This is a genomic window from Ruegeria sp. YKSF131 (assembly GCF_059612645.1).
Map to the genome: position 1 here is coordinate 24,488 of NZ_JBXWQZ010000003.1, position 14,594 is coordinate 39,081.

Sequence of the window (14,594 nt, forward strand, 5' to 3'; positions counted from 1 at the left end):
ACCTTTTCATGCGTATACTCTCTGGCCTGATCGCCGCTGCCCTGTTCACCTCACCTGCGCTGGCGCAATGTGGCGGTGGTTTTAATTCCTTTGTCAAAGGGCTGAAGGCCGAGGCCGTGCAGCAGGGTTTGGACAAATCAGCGGTGAACGGGTTCTTTGACGGGGTGCAGCAGGACAGCGCCGTGCTGAAGGCCGACCGGGCGCAGGGCGTTTTTCAGAAGCCCTTTGTTGAATTTTCCCGTCGTCTGATTTCGCAAAACCGGATCGAGCGCGGGCAAGCGATGTCGCGCAAATACGATGCGGTCTTTGATCGGATCGAGCGGGAATATGGCGTTTCCCGCGGGGTGCTGCTGGCCTTCTGGGCATTTGAAACCGATTACGGATCGTTTCAAGGCGACTTCAACACCCGCAACGCACTGGTAACTTTGGCGCATGACTGCCGCCGCCCGGAACTGTTCCGGCCACAGATCTTCGCCGCCATCGAGCTGTATCAGAACGGTGATTTCGACCCGGCCCGCACCACCGGGGCATGGGCCGGAGAGATCGGCATGGTGCAGATGCTGCCGCGTGACATACTGGAAAACGGCGTCGATGGTGACGGTGACGGGCATGTCCGCCTGAAAAGCTCGGCACCTGATGCGCTGATGTCGGGGGCCAGAATGCTGTCCCATCTGGGATGGCGCGCGGGTGAGCCTTGGTTGCAGGAGGTCACCGTGCCCGCGCAGATGGATTGGTCCCTGTCCGGCCCCGGCAAATCGCGTTCGGTGGCGGAATGGCAGGCGATGGGCGTACAGGCGCGCGGCGGGTCCTTGGCCAACCTTCCCGCCTCGCTGATCCTGCCACAAGGGCGCAACGGGCCTGCCTTTCTGGCCTATCCGAATTTCGATGTCTATTTCGAATGGAACCAGAGCTTTGTCTATGTTCTGACCGCCGCCTATTTCGGAACACGGCTTGAGGGCGGCCAGATCTATGATGCGGGCAATCCCGCGCAGGGCCTGAATGGCGCACAGATGAAACAGTTGCAGACCAAGCTTCAGGCCAAAGGATATGATGTCGGCAAGATCGACGGGATTCTGGGGTCAGGGACGCGAGCTGCGACGCAGGCGGAACAGAAACGCCTGGGCCTGCCCGCGGATGCCTGGCCAACGATGGAGTTGCTGGAAAAACTCTGAGCCAGCGGCCCGCACTGCTGCGGTATGGCGCAAAACCCCAAGATTATTCGACGATATCGGCACCGACGCCGCTGATTATGTGACCGGATATTTCTCGGGGTCAATTCCATGTCTTTGACAGACAAAATCGATGTAACTTCCCTTTGGAGGAATACCACCGAATTTGCTGCGAATACCACTGCGGGTTTCGCCCTGGAAGTGGTGAAACCGGGCCCAATCGGGTTCGTAGTCTTCAATGTTCTCGACCGGGTCCAGAAACCCGCGACGCGGCCAATACAAATGCCAGTGCTGGCCTCGGTCGATTTCACCGGTGACCCCCAGCGCCCAGCGGGTCACGCTTGGGCCGGTTGTCGTCCACGGAAGGTCATAGAGCGTGATTGTCTCGCCCGCCTCATAGCGTTTGACCAGTTTTTCAATGTGATCACTGCCCAACCAAAACGGGATCGGGACTTCTGACTCAAGGAAATTCAGGATCAGCTTCAGTGCCAGAGAATTTTTGGGAAGACGCAATACACAATTGTTCATCGCCTTATTGCGCCAGACGACACCAAACAGATAGTCCGGTGGAACATCCAGCGGCCGGATGCAGTAGATATCCAGATCAACCCACACATAGTCGGTTTTTTGCAGCATGTGGATACGGAAGATGTCTGAATAGACCGCCATCCGTCGTCGGCCACCGGTCAGGTTTTCGGTGGTTTCATCTGTATAGATTTCGCGGGCATCATGAACAACGACGCCTTCGGGAACATCCATGTTCATATCCAGCACGTACAGGTGGAAGACATAGCCATGATCCAGAAAGGACTGAATGCATACTCTTTCAACGCAAGATAACGGCGAACCAAACCAGAAACTTGCAACTTGAAATTCCAAAACAGCACCTCTTGCCCTAAGCCGAAACGGGGTCGCTGCTGCACTAACGAAGCGGTGCGTGGCTCGTCAACCGCGGCGGCGGTTTTGGCACGACTTACCCTGCTTTGCGCCAGCGCGCTGTGTCGAGGTGCCCACAGTTTGGTTCTGGCCTATCTTCGGGCGTGCATTTTTGGGCTAATGTTCCTGGCGTAGCCTTTGGCACCTGCCGCGGGTTCAGTACGCTGCACGGGTTGGTCCATTGCCAAAGTGACCGCCCTGAACTGCTGACTTCCTTATTCGGGCCGCACCGGGTATCGATCCCCTTTCTGATCGATCAGGATCAGCCGCTCGCCGCTGCGGACATACAGGTCGCAGCGGCTGAACCCGTTGCGGTACGCAATGCAGACGGAACCGTCATCGGCGATGGCGTAGGTTCCAAAGGCGGAATCTCCTCCCGCGTAGGTATAGGAATAGGCCCCACCGGCCGAAAACTTGGCCTGACCATCATCGTAAAAGGTCAGCGTCTGGCCTGCGAGGGCGTCAAGCTCGGCCACTGTCAGCGGGACATCGCCGGGTTTGACAGGCCAGTCGGCGGCGACAACCGGGGTGGCGGCGATGAGGGCGGAGATCAGGAAACGCGTCATGAGGCCAAGGTAGCGCGTTATGCCTGCAATCATCATAACGTTGCGGTGAGCGGTCAGGCCACCATCTGCTCGGCCTTCTTCAGATCGACCGAAACCAGCTGGCTGACGCCCTGTTCCTGCATGGTGACGCCGAACAGACGATCCATGCGCGCCATGGTCACCGCGTGGTGGGTGATGATCAGGAAACGGGTGTCAGTCTGGCGGCACATCTCGTCCAGCAGATCACAAAAACGGGTGACGTTGGCATCGTCCAGCGGCGCGTCGACTTCGTCCAGCACACAGATCGGGGCCGGGTTGGCCAGGAAAACGCCAAAGATCAGCGCGGTCGCGGTCAGGGTCTGTTCGCCGCCCGACAGCAGGCTGAGGGTCGAGAGTTTCTTGCCCGGCGGCTGACACATGATTTCCAGCCCCGCATCCAGCGGGTCATCGCTTTCGACCATGACCAGATTGGCCTCGCCCCCACCAAAGAGATGCTTGAACAGCATCGCGAAGTTCGAGTTCACCTGTTCAAACGCGGTCAACAGACGCTCGCGCCCTTCGCGGTTGAGGCTGGAGATGCCACTGCGCAGAGCTTTGATCGCCTCTTCCAGATCGGCCTTTTCACTGCTGAGCGTGTCAAATTCTTCCTGAACGTCCTTGCTGTCTTCCTCGGCCCGCAGGTTCACCGCGCCCATGGCGTCGCGCTGGCGTTTGTGGCGGTTCACTTCGGCTTCCAGAGCATCCGCGGCGGGCATCTGGTCGGGGTTGACGTCCAGCTGGTTCAGCAACTGGTTCGGGGTCAGTTGCTGGTCTTCGGCAATCCGTTCTGCCGCCGCAAGCACGCTTTCCTTTGCCGCTTCACTGCGCGCCTCGGCTGCGGCGCGGTTTTCGCGGGCTTCTGAGGCCAGGCGTTCGGCCTCACGCTCGGCCGTCACCACTTCGCGCAACTGTGTTTCTGCTTCGGCCAGCTTGTCAGCGGCATCGGCCCGCCGGGCTTCGGCGGCTTCGATCAACTCGTTCAGCTCTTCCCGCGCCTCGGCGATTTCGCCGGGGACGGCCATAGCCTCGGTCAGTTCCTCTTCCGAACTTTCCTTGCGCTCGGCCAGTTCCGAAATCCGTTTCTCGGCCGTTTCCAGACGGTGCCGCCAGCCGCTCAGGTCCTTGGTGACCTCCTGCGTGCGTCGGGTGCGGGCGTCGCCTTCACGGCGCAGCTCATCATGGGTCGAGCGGTGGGTCAGCATGGTGATCCGCGCTGCCTCGACCGTCTGCTTGATGTCTTCAACCTCGGCGCGGGCGCTGGCAAGATCACCCAGGTCGTTCAGCGCCGCCTCGGCCTCGCGCAGTTGCACGCGGGCGGACATGGCGTCTTCCTTGTGACGGTCTACGGCGAGGGCCAGGGTTTCCAGCTTGCCCTGCGCGAGGTTGCGATCGGCCTCGGCGCGGCTGAGCTGGCGTGCGGTTTCGGCCATGCGCTGATCGGCGGCACGGCGGGCTTCGCGCGCGCGTCGGTCGGCCTCGGTCACGTCCGCCAGTTGCCGCGACAGGGTTTCATGCGCGGCGCGGGCACCGTCGGCCTGCGCCTCGGTGCGGGCCAGTTCCTGTTTCAGCGCCTCAAGCTTGTTGAGCTGTTCCAGACGCAGCGCCGCCGCGCTTGGCGCATCCTCGGCCCAGGCGCGGAACCCGTCCCAGCGCCACAGGTCGCCCGAGCGCGACACAAGACGCTGGCCCGGCTTCAACGACGCCTGCAACCGCGCGCCCTGATCCGCATCGACCAGCCCGATCTGCGCGATGCGACGGCTGAGCCTATCCGGCCCTGACACGTGCAGCGCCAGCGGGTCGACCCCATCGGGCAAGGGTTGATCGCTGTCATAGCCTGCCACCTGAACCCAGCCGGACGGGCCGTCACCTTCAACCAGCGGCGCACGGAGGTCATCGGCCAAGGCTGCTCCCAGCGCCTTCTCAAAACCCGGTTCCACGCGCAGCAGGTCCATCACCTGCCCGCCTTCGGCCGTGTCGCGTTCCACCAGCTTGGCAAGCGCGGTTGTTTCGGCGCGGATTGCACCCAATTCGCCTTCGGCCTCGGACCGTTGCGCGCGTGCCTCGGCTTCGCGGGCCTGCGTTTCATTGCGCAACTCATCTGCGGCGGCCAGCGCCTCTTCGGCGGCCTCGGCGGCTTCGCGGGCTTCTTCCTCGCTTTCCTGCGAAGTTTCAAACGCCACGCTGGCACGGGTCAGGGCTGTTCTGGCCTCATCCACGGCCAGGCGGGCTTTTTCTTCTTCGCCCTCAGAGCGTGCCAGCGTCTTGCGGCTGTCTTCGACCAGACGCTGCGCCGACTGGTGACGGGCGACCAGACGCGCCATATCTTCGGTCTGCTGCGACAGGTGGTCTTCGCGGTCCTGAAGGATCGACGCGGCTTCGCGGGCAATTTCTGCGGCTTCCGCCACCTTCGCGTCATGCCCTTCGGCAGCCTTGGCCAGTTCACGGGCTTCCCATTCCAGCCGTTCGATCATCTGGCCCGCATCGCGGTTCAGGCCGGTTTCCCGGTCGATATCCTTGCCGAGTTGATGAATGCGGCTGGTCAGTGTTTCAATGGTCTGGCGCGCGCGGGTTTCCTGATCGGTCAGTTGATCGCGCTGCACCTGCTGGCGTTGCAGGACAGCGGCGGCGATGGCCTCTTCCTCGCGCAGAGGGGGCAGGGTTTCTTCGATCCCGGCCCTTTTTGCTGCTGCGGCGCGGGCTTCGGCCTCGGCGCGGGAGGCCTCGGAAATCCGGGCCCGCAGCTTGTCTTCAGCCTGCTGGCGGGCCATGTCGGCCTCTTTCCAGCGGCGATAGAGCAGCATCCCCTCGGCCTGACGCAGCTGTTCGCCGATTTCGCGATAGCGTGCGGCCTGACGGGCCTGACGGGCCAGTTGCGCAAGCTGCCCGCCCAACTGCTCGAGCACGTCATCGACGCGGGTCAGGTTGGCCTCGGTCGCTTTCAGCTTCAACTCGGCCTCATGCCGGCGTTGATACAGCCCCGAGATCCCGGCGGCCTCTTCCAGAATGCGACGGCGGGCGCGGGGTTTGGCGCTGATCAGCTCGGCGATGCGGTTCTGCCCCACAAGCGCGGGGGAATGGGCACCGGTCGAGGCATCCGCAAACAGCATCTGCACATCGCGCGCGCGCACATCCTTGCCGTTGGTCTTGTAGGCGCTGCCGACATCGCGGGTGATCCGGCGCACGATTTCAAGCTGGTCGGTGTCATTGAACCCCGCGGGTGCCAGACGTTCGGAATTGTCCATGGTCAGGACAACTTCGGCGAAATTGCGGGCGGGCCGTGTGGCGGCACCGGCAAAGATCACATCCTCCATCGCGCCGCCGCGCATGGATTTGGGGCGGTTTTCCCCCATCACCCAGCGCAAGGCTTCAAGAAGGTTGGACTTGCCACAGCCATTCGGACCCACCACACCGGTCAATCCGTCCGCGATGATCAGATCGGTCGGATCAACAAAGCTTTTGAAGCCGGTCAGTTTGAGCTTGCTGAAACGCAATGGCCGCGTGTCCCGTGATTCCTATGAATTGAAAGTCTGCGCAAGGGATGGGGTCCGAGTCAACGCAGTTGCGCAGGATATGGGATATCAGTGCAAGTTATCCACAACATCTTGCCGAAATGCGCAGGAACACGCGTATGTCAGTATGGGCTGCATTCAAAGACCTGATAGCCGCTGTCGCCTCCGACATTTTCGTAGATACCATAGTCGATACATTCATATCTGGGCGTAGAGACGGCAGTCAGCAGCAGCCGTTCCCCCGCTTCGCGGTCACAACCCAGAACACCAACCGTGACAGCCGCGTCGCCCAGCACGTCGAGGATCGGGCAGCCCGAAACCTGCGCCATGGCCAGCGCGGCGCGATCCCGAACGGGGCCAAGCCGCGGGGCGTATTGCGCGTTGATCCGCACCGCCTCGGCCAGATCGCCGCGCACGCGCACGTCGAACACACTGCCGTTCACCGCCACGCGGGTGGCAGGAACGTCGCGGAAATGCGGGGTCCCGGCGGCGCAGGCGGCCAGCAGAAGAGGTGCGAGAAACCGGATCATGCCGCAGAGTTGCAGCATATTGGTTAACAGAACATTTCCGGACGTCAGGCGCGCAGAACCTCGCCCAACCGGCGGATGCCTTCGCGGATCGTCGCCTCGTCCGAGTTCGAGAAGCTGAGCCGGATCGTGTTTGCCCCGCTGCCGTCTGGGAAAAACGCCTGCCCCGGCACAAAGGCCACTTTCACCGTATCCAGCGCATGCGCCAGCAGGTCAGACCCGCTGATCCCCGCCGGGAGTGTCACCCAGACGAACATACCGCCTTCGGGGCGCGTCCACGCCACCCCGTCGGGCATGTGCTGTTGCAGCGCATCCAGCATCGCATCACGGCGCGCGCGGTAAGTGTCGCGCACTTTCGGGATATGGGTGTCAAAGCACGCTTCCGCGACCTGATGCACGGCCATCTGGTTGATGGTCGCCGAATGCAGATCCGCCGCCTGTTTCAGCAGAACCATCTGCGAGATGATCGGCTTAGCCGCAACCACCCACCCCATGCGCAGACCCGGTGACAGGGTTTTCGAGAAGCTGCCACAGTATATCGTCCGGCAGTTTTCGATCGACCCCTTGCGCGCCTGTTCCAGAGCCAGGATCGGCGGGATCGGATCACCGTCATAGCGCAGCGCCTGATAGGCACCGTCTTCGATCAACGCGCAGTCCAGTTCGTCGGTCAGGTCCAGCAATGCCTCACGGCCAGGGCGAGTCAGGGTTTCGCCTGTCGGGTTGGCAAAATCGGGCGACAGATAGGCGAATTTCACGGCGCCATTCCCTGCCGCAGCCCTGAATTCATCGGCCCCCTTGTTGCCATTGAGCCGGTCAAAGCGCGGCTCATAGGCGTTGAACGCGGCAAGAGCGCCCAGATAGGTGGGCCACCCGACCAAGGCCGTGTCGCCGGGGGACAGGAACAGCTTGCCCAGATAATCCAGCGCCTGCTGCGAGCCCGAGGTGATCAGGACGTTATCCATGTCACATTCCACCCCGATCTCGCGCATGTGCTGCACCAGCCACCGGCGCAGGGGCGCATAGCCTTCGCTGACCGAATACTGCAGCGCCTGCGCCTGCATGTCCGGCCCCAATGCCTGCTGAAACGCCTGCGCGAAAGCCTCAGCCGGGAAAAGCGCGGGGTCCGGAATGCCACCGGCAAACGAAATGATACCGGGCTGATCGAGCAGTTTCAGCAGCTCGCGGATTTCTGACGCCTTCATCCGGGAGGCCCGGGTGGCAAACAATGGGTGTTGGGACATGAGGCTCCTCCGATCTCATTTCGGCGCAGCCTATGCTTTATCAAATTAAAGTCAACACTTCTGACCTAATATTTCAGCGGATTTGACCGGGTATTCTTGAACAGCCCCCCTGTCCATGGTCAAATGAGTTGACCAATTTCGGAACGAACCATGCCTTTTCAGAAAGTTCAGACGGAAAAACTGTCGCTTGCGGTCGTTCGCCAGATCGAGCTGTTGATCCTGCGCGGCATCCTGCGCCCCGGTGAGCGTCTGCCGCCCGAGCGTGAGTTGGCCGAACGGATGGGCGTGTCGCGCCCGTCCCTGCGCGATGCGGTGTCCGAGCTTCAGGAACAGGGGTTGCTGACAACAAAAGCCGGGTCCGGGATCTATGTGGCCGAGGTTTTGGGGTCGGCCTTTTCGCCAGCGCTGATCCGGTTATTCAGCAGCCATGACGAGGCCGTATTCGATTACCTGTCCTTTCGCCGCGACATGGAGGGGCTGGCGGCAGAACGGGCCGCGCGGCTGGGATCAGAGAGCGACCTGAAGGTTGTTCAGGCGATCTATGACAAGATGCGGGCGGCCCATGACCGGAACGCCGCGGACCAAGAGGCGCAGCTGGATGCCGAGTTTCACATGGCCATCATCGAAGCCAGCCACAATGTGGTGATGCTGCACATGATGCGGTCAATGTATGACCTGCTGGTGCAGGGAGTGTTCTATAACCGACGGACAATGTTCCGGCAGCGCGCGACCCGCGAGGCCATTCTGGACCAGCACAGCACTATCAACGCGGCCCTTCAGGCCCGCGATCCGGCAGCCGCACGTCAGGCCGTCGAAACTCATCTGAGCTTTGTCGAACGCTGCATGATCGATCAGCAGAAGGCAGAGCGGAACGAGGCCGTTGCGCAGCAAAGGTTGCAGCACGAAACCCGTCAGGCCTAGCGCTTTCCGAAGGCCTTCCGGGAGCGGAGCTCAGGCGGCCCCGGTCTCGGCCTGGATCAGGTGTGACGGGAAAGGTGTGCCACTGCCTTCGCCCAGATCGTCATTCGGGGCGATGGTTGTCAGGGCCGGGTCGATGAACAGCCGCGCGCCCCGGTCCCTGAGGTGTTTATGCAGCATCACATGTTCGCACACGAGGTCGCCCTTTTCATCCCGGCAGGAATAGCGCAGGCCACGCAGGGCGCGTGTCTTGTACAATCCTGCGCCGCCAAAGGCGCTATCGACCGGTATCAGGGGCATATCGGACGGAATGTGATACTGGCGGTCGAAAACCGCTGATTTCAGCAGAACTTTCCGCCATTTGCGGCGCCCGAACAGGGGCTTGCGCGTTGTCCGAATTCTTTGCCAGACGTCTTCGTCGCACCAGCCTGCGCAGCGCAGGGCATAGATATCGTAATAGGCCGGTTTGGAATTGGCGAAGACACCTTCCCAGCGTGGTACGGAACGTTGTGCGGCCGTCAGAACCGTCTGAGCGTCCAGACAGACATTCGGCCCGTTCAGATCAAGCACCAATGTCAGGTCGTGACCGCTGTCGCGTTCTTCCAGCCTGTTGAGGACAGCGTTTCTGGCCGCCGTGATCCGCTCGACCCGGCCCGGCAGTCTGGAGGCCAGACCATCCATGCGGACAAGGTCCACATTCGGGTCGCGGCGCGCGAATTCGGACAGAACCCGATCCGTACGATCGGTGTTGTCGTTTGTCGCAATGGTCACGGAATAGCGGTACAAGCGGGTGGTCAGGTCTTCGATCCTGTTGATGCTTTCGATCAGCGCGGCCCCGCCGTTTCTGACCACCCCAACAATATTCATCGAAACGTTTTCGCCTGCCACGGCCCGTCTTTCCCTGTTCTTTTTGCACCCGTCGGCCCTGAGCGGGACATTCCGACCCAAAGACGGGTACAGAATCCGGGTGATGTTCCGGTCAATACAATCAGCCCCGCCCCCAAAACAAAAGACCCGACAGCGCAATGCTCTCGGGTCATCTGCGTTTTTTACCTGTCGGTGTCCCCGTCAGTGCAGCTTGGCGCCCACATCTGCGATCGAGACCTCGATCAGCTTGTTCGCCTGCGCGGCTGTCATCTGCTTGGCCAGAACCGAGCCGGCAGCGGCAATCGCAACCGAAACGGCCTGATCGCGCACGTCTTTTACAGCCGAGGCTTCGGCCGAGGCAATCTGGTCCTGCGCAGCAGCCAGACGGCGTTCGATCGACTTTTCGAGATCGACCTTCGCCTGGTCCGCAGCCAGAGCCGCGTCCTGTTTGGCCGCCTCGACAATCGCATCAGCCTGTGCCTGCACTTCACGCTGCTTGCGCTCGTACGAGGCCAGCAGGCTGCGTGCTTCTTCATGCAGGGCGCGGGCTTCGTCCAGCTCGGCCTTGATGCCTTCGGCACGGTTGTCCAGCGCACCGCCGATCATGCCCGGCACCTTGAAGTAGAACAGGACCGCGATGAAAACGATGAAGCCCAGAAGGACCACAAAGTCGGTGTTGCCAAGCGAGAAGAACGGGCCGCTTGCAGCCAGCGCGGGGCTGGCGGCACCAACGATCAGGATAAGGGCAAGAGTGTTCCGCATGTCACTTATCCTTTCATCTGCGTGTCAATGGCACTGTCGATGGCTTTGGCATCCGCCTCGCCGCCCAGCGCGGTGACCAGTTCAGCCGCCGTATCCTTGGCGACCACTTGAATGCTTTCCAGCGCACCGGCACGGATTTCGGCAATTGCCTTTTCCGATTCAGCCGCCTTTGCAGCGATTTCCGCATCCGCCCTGGCAATCGCGTCATCCAGACCAGCCTGGATTTCAGCACGGGCTTCGGCCGCGATACGCTGCGCTTCGGCACGGGCATCGGCCAGCGCCTTGTTATAGGCCTCTTCGGCCTCGACCGCTTTGGCCTTCAGATCTTCGGCCGCAGCCAGGTCATTTGTAATGGTCCCCCGGCGCTCGGCCAGGATCGCCGCGATGCGGGGCAGAGCCACGCGAGACAGGACCAGAAAGATGACGACCAGCGTAATGACCAGCCAGAAAATCTGGTTGGGGAACCAATCGAAGCAGAGCTGCGGCATCCCGATGGCAGAGCCATGCGAGTCGACGCACGCGCCAACTACTTCTTCGCTAATGGGTTCAGTCGCCATGATGTCCTCCGTCGGAACGTTGTCTTTACAACAGGTGGGCCGCTATGGCTTGGACCCACCTGCGCGTAAGGATCAGGTTCCGCAGATTAGACGGCGAACATCAGCAGCAGCGAGACCAGGAATGCGAAGATCCCCAGGGCTTCTGCGAATGCGATACCGATGAACAGGGTTGCGGTCTGCGAAGCAGCCGCCGAAGGGTTGCGCAGGGCGCCGGCAAGGAAGTTGCCTGCAACGTTGCCCACCCCGATTGCGGCTGCGCCGGAACCGATTGCTGCCAGGCCTGCGCCGATGTGTGCGAGATCGCCTTCCATGATGTTTCTCCTTACGAATTGGAAGTTTCGATGTTGGGTTGTCGGACCTTAGTGCGAAGGATGCAGCGCATCTTTCAGATAAACACAGGTCAGAATGGTGAATACGTAGGCCTGAATGAAGGCCACAAGGACCTCGAGACCATACATTGCGGTGATCGCCAGAACTGACACAGGCGAAATCAGGGAAATTGCGGCAAAGCCTGCAAACACCTTGATCACCGCGTGGCCTGCCATGACGTTACCGGCAAGACGAATGGAGTGGCTGACGGGGCGTACGAAGTACGAGATCAGCTCGATGATCGCCAGGATCGGGCGCAGCGCCAGCGGCGCGCTGGAGACCCAGAACAGGCCCAGGAACGCGGCACCGTTCTTGACGAAACCCAGAATGGTCACGGTCAGGAACACGGCCAGCGCCAGCGGGATTGTCACGGCGAAATGCGATGTGGTGGTGAACGAGGTTGGGATCAGACCCAGGAAGTTCGCGGTCACAATGAACATGAACAGGGTCATGACATAGGGGAAGAACTTGACGCCGTCCTTGCCGCAGATGTCTTCCAGCATCTTGTAGATGAAGCCATAGGCCAGTTCCGCAATCGACTGCATCCGGGTCGGGACGATGGCACGCTTTGACGTGCTGAGAACCAGCAGGCCAAAGATCGCCACGATGGCCAGGAACAGCCACAGGGTCACGTTGGTGGGCGTGTACCAGGCAATCTCGCCACCGAACAGCGGCTTGACGATGAACTGGTCCATCGGGTGAAACACCAGGCTGCTGGCTTCTGCTGCGTGGTCTGCGCCTTCGGCGCCGTGTGCTGCGGTGGTCTCGCTTGCCACGTTCAGTCCCTCTCGTCCTTTTCGGCCTGCATATCGGCCGCTTGTTTATCTTGAACCTCTTGCGCGCTGCGGAGCATAACCTTCACGCCCGCGACAAGGCCCAGCAATGTGAACAGCACCAGAAAGATCGGGATCGTCCCGAGCAGGCTGTCCAGCCCGTATCCGATGCCAAATCCGATCCCAAGACCGGAAACCATTTCGATGACCATCCTCCAGGCAAGCTCGCCCCCGGATATGTCACTGTCAGCGCGGGCAGCCGGCTTTCTGGCCTTTTTCGCCGCCTCGATCTTGGCCTCAAGCTGCGCCATACGCTGCTTTTGGTCGTCATCGGTCACGGACGGAATCCTCGCGCTGTCTTGCGCATGGTGCTAAGGCGCGAAAGGCGCAGAGTCAACGGCGTTGATGGTGTGAAATGACGCAGGCTAATAAATTGTTTTTAACCAGTTATTTTTGGCTTGCTCGCCCGATCGAATTGCCTGCCTTTGGCCTGAGCGGCAGTAATCGCCCCAAAACCCATATTCAACCTTTTGGTTGATCTTTGCGCGCTAGCTGCGGCCACAGGCGTCGAACAAGGCGTCCGTCGATCAGCAAGAGCCCGGCAAAAATCGCCGCCATGCCCATCAAATGTTCGGGTTGCAGAGTTTCCCCCAAAACCCAGGTTCCAAGTATCAGGGCGGAAACCGGTGCGATCAGCGTGACGGTCGAAATGTTGGTTGGCCCGACTCTGGGCAGCAACCAGTAGAAGGCAATGAAAGCGGCCGAGGTCAGCACAAATCCGATCATCAACAACGAAAGCCATGTTTCAGTGCGCTCGATCATCGGCAGGCCTTCACGCCAAAGTGCCAAGGGTAAAATTGCCAAGGCCGCCCCGGTCAGTGCCAGGGCGACCAGCACCACCGGCTGCATGTCGCGGAAGGCCCGCGCAATGTTGACAGAAAACGCGTAACATATGGGTGCGCACAGGGTCAGCAGAACCGCCCAGAACTGAGATGTTTCGCCATTGTGCAAAATCGGGACGGACAACACGACAATCCCAATGAAGCCGCACACTACGCCAAGGGATTTCAACAGCGTCGCACGCTCGCTTCCCGGCCAGAAATGCGAAACGATAACGGCAAAGGCCGGTGTTGTCGCATTCACGATCCCTGCCACGCCGGACGCGATATGCTGCTGCCCAAGCGCATAGAACGCAAATGGTGCAGCATAGCTGAGCGCCCCGAACCCCAGCAGTCCAATGGCGCGCCCGAGTGTCAGGTGAACCGGCATACGGGCGGCAATCACATAGATCCAACAGCCCAGAGCCCCAAATGCAACCCGTCCCAACGATACGGATAACGGACCAAGTTCGCGCAGCAATATGGCGTTGAACATGAAAGACATGCCCCACCCGATGCCAAGGACGCAGATCACCAGCCAGTATTTCAGCGCCATTGCCGCCCCCTTTGTGCATCACCGCTGCACAGTGACGTGATAGGGTAAATTGTCAAACGGGTTCTCGCCCATTAGGAAAGACCCATGTCCAACGATCTCGACACCGTGTTCGCGGCCCTTGCCGACCCCACCCGCCGCGCCATTCTGGCGATGCTGCTGGAGGACGATATGGCCGTGACGGATGTCGCCGAGCCGTTCGAGATGTCGCTGGCGGCGATCTCGAAACATCTGGTCATCCTGACTAAAGCCGGGCTGATATCACAGGAAAAGCGCGGCCGGGTGAAGTGGTGCAAGCTGGAACCCGACGCGCTGCGCACCGCTTCGGTCTGGATGCAGGGGTTCGGTCAGTTCGAACCCATCAACCTGGATGCGTTCGAACGGTTTCTGGAAGTCGAGCTTCCGATCTCGGATGAGACCTAGCGCACGACGAAGACCGACATGCTGGCATGTTTGGCCAGATATCCGGCGTGGCTGGAAAAGATGTAATCGGTGATCCGGGGCGCGTGGGTGCCCACGATGATCAGGTCTGCACCAATCTCTTCCGCCGCGCGGGTCAGGTCGCTGTCCACTTCGGCAGCAACATCAACCGAGTGAATCTTGCGCACCGCGACCTCGCCCGCGCCTTCTGATACAAGCTGTTCGGTGAAGTCGGCCAGTTGCTTGTCTATCTCGGCCTCGGCTTCCGAGGATGCACCCATATGGGCCCCGCTGACACTGACCAGAGTGATCTTGGCGCCCTGCCATTTTGCCACTTGAGCGGCGACATCTGCGGCCTTGCGAACCTCGGGCGGCAGGTGGCGGTCAATCGGCAGCATGATATGTTTGAACATAATCTCCTCCTTTTGTCCGCCTTCCAAGGTAGTCATGAGACCAAGGGCCTGCCTTGATCTGGCTCAACAGATTCTGCTTTTGGAATTCGTGGGCAATCTGTACCGGTTTCAGACCGGG

Annotated in this window: 16 protein-coding genes; 3 read left to right on the forward strand and 13 right to left on the reverse strand. The window is 60.8% G+C overall.

The features are described from left to right. The first annotated feature begins 8 nt into the window (after positions 1-8). Positions 9-1,172 (forward strand): lytic murein transglycosylase, encoded by a 1,164-nt coding sequence (locus AC2FLZ_RS01915; protein WP_496881655.1) that lies wholly within the window; start codon positions 9-11, stop codon positions 1,170-1,172. A 75-nt stretch (positions 1,173-1,247) separates the two neighbouring features. On the opposite strand, the gene AC2FLZ_RS01920 is transcribed toward AC2FLZ_RS01915, so the two are convergent. From AC2FLZ_RS01920 to AC2FLZ_RS01940, 5 genes are all read right to left on the reverse strand, one after another. Further along, a complete protein-coding gene (locus AC2FLZ_RS01920; protein ID WP_496822007.1) occupies positions 1,248-2,048 on the reverse strand; it encodes a glycosyltransferase family 32 protein in 801 nt (266 codons plus the stop codon). Between the two features lie 272 nt (positions 2,049-2,320). Continuing rightward, on the reverse strand, positions 2,321-2,671 hold the full coding sequence (locus AC2FLZ_RS01925; protein ID WP_480494786.1) for a hypothetical protein: 351 nt from the start codon (positions 2,669-2,671) through the stop codon (positions 2,321-2,323). Positions 2,672-2,724: 53 nt separating this feature from the next. Next, positions 2,725-6,180 (reverse strand): chromosome segregation SMC family protein, encoded by a 3,456-nt coding sequence (locus tag AC2FLZ_RS01930; RefSeq protein WP_496881656.1) that lies wholly within the window; start codon positions 6,178-6,180, stop codon positions 2,725-2,727. Between the two features lie 140 nt (positions 6,181-6,320). Next, positions 6,321-6,728 (reverse strand): hypothetical protein, encoded by a 408-nt coding sequence (locus AC2FLZ_RS01935; protein ID WP_480483776.1) that lies wholly within the window; start codon positions 6,726-6,728, stop codon positions 6,321-6,323. A 44-nt stretch (positions 6,729-6,772) separates the two neighbouring features. Continuing rightward, positions 6,773-7,966 carry an aminotransferase-like domain-containing protein gene (locus AC2FLZ_RS01940; RefSeq protein WP_480554740.1) on the reverse strand — a complete coding sequence of 398 codons (1,194 nt, stop codon included), beginning with the start codon at positions 7,964-7,966 and terminating at the stop codon, positions 6,773-6,775. 150 nt (positions 7,967-8,116) lie between these two features. Between AC2FLZ_RS01940 and AC2FLZ_RS01945 the strand changes: the two genes are divergently transcribed. Continuing rightward, positions 8,117-8,887, forward strand: a complete 771-nt coding sequence (locus AC2FLZ_RS01945) for an FCD domain-containing protein (protein WP_267365974.1) — start codon at positions 8,117-8,119, stop codon at positions 8,885-8,887. Between the two features lie 30 nt (positions 8,888-8,917). Here the strand turns inward: AC2FLZ_RS01945 and AC2FLZ_RS01950 are convergent, their stop codons facing one another. The 7 genes from AC2FLZ_RS01950 to AC2FLZ_RS01980 form a co-directional block, all read right to left on the reverse strand. After that, positions 8,918-9,772 (reverse strand): hypothetical protein, encoded by an 855-nt coding sequence (locus tag AC2FLZ_RS01950; protein ID WP_496715543.1) that lies wholly within the window; start codon positions 9,770-9,772, stop codon positions 8,918-8,920. Positions 9,773-9,952: 180 nt separating this feature from the next. Then, positions 9,953-10,513, reverse strand: a complete 561-nt coding sequence (locus tag AC2FLZ_RS01955) for a F0F1 ATP synthase subunit B (RefSeq protein WP_480494680.1) — start codon at positions 10,511-10,513, stop codon at positions 9,953-9,955. 5 nt (positions 10,514-10,518) lie between these two features. Continuing rightward, positions 10,519-11,070 (reverse strand): F0F1 ATP synthase subunit B', encoded by a 552-nt coding sequence (locus AC2FLZ_RS01960; protein WP_480494682.1) that lies wholly within the window; start codon positions 11,068-11,070, stop codon positions 10,519-10,521. Between the two features lie 86 nt (positions 11,071-11,156). After that, a complete protein-coding gene (locus tag AC2FLZ_RS01965; RefSeq protein WP_005981269.1) occupies positions 11,157-11,381 on the reverse strand; it encodes a F0F1 ATP synthase subunit C in 225 nt (74 codons plus the stop codon). 48 nt (positions 11,382-11,429) lie between these two features. Further along, positions 11,430-12,215 carry a F0F1 ATP synthase subunit A gene (locus tag AC2FLZ_RS01970; RefSeq protein WP_267366759.1) on the reverse strand — a complete coding sequence of 262 codons (786 nt, stop codon included), beginning with the start codon at positions 12,213-12,215 and terminating at the stop codon, positions 11,430-11,432. A 2-nt stretch (positions 12,216-12,217) separates the two neighbouring features. Next, the gene (locus AC2FLZ_RS01975) at positions 12,218-12,550 is read right to left on the reverse strand and encodes an AtpZ/AtpI family protein (RefSeq protein WP_480473911.1); all 333 of its coding nucleotides are present in this window, start codon (positions 12,548-12,550) and stop codon (positions 12,218-12,220) included. Positions 12,551-12,734: 184 nt separating this feature from the next. After that, positions 12,735-13,646 (reverse strand): DMT family transporter, encoded by a 912-nt coding sequence (locus AC2FLZ_RS01980; RefSeq protein WP_480494686.1) that lies wholly within the window; start codon positions 13,644-13,646, stop codon positions 12,735-12,737. An 84-nt stretch (positions 13,647-13,730) separates the two neighbouring features. On the opposite strand from AC2FLZ_RS01980, the gene AC2FLZ_RS01985 reads away from it, so the two are divergent. After that, positions 13,731-14,066, forward strand: a complete 336-nt coding sequence (locus AC2FLZ_RS01985) for an ArsR/SmtB family transcription factor (protein ID WP_480507349.1) — start codon at positions 13,731-13,733, stop codon at positions 14,064-14,066. Here the strand turns inward: AC2FLZ_RS01985 and AC2FLZ_RS01990 are convergent. Then, the gene (locus AC2FLZ_RS01990) at positions 14,063-14,476 is read right to left on the reverse strand and encodes a universal stress protein (protein ID WP_480494688.1); all 414 of its coding nucleotides are present in this window, start codon (positions 14,474-14,476) and stop codon (positions 14,063-14,065) included. The two genes, AC2FLZ_RS01985 and AC2FLZ_RS01990, sit on opposite strands and share 4 nt — an antisense overlap. Between the last annotated feature and the right edge of the window lie 118 nt (positions 14,477-14,594).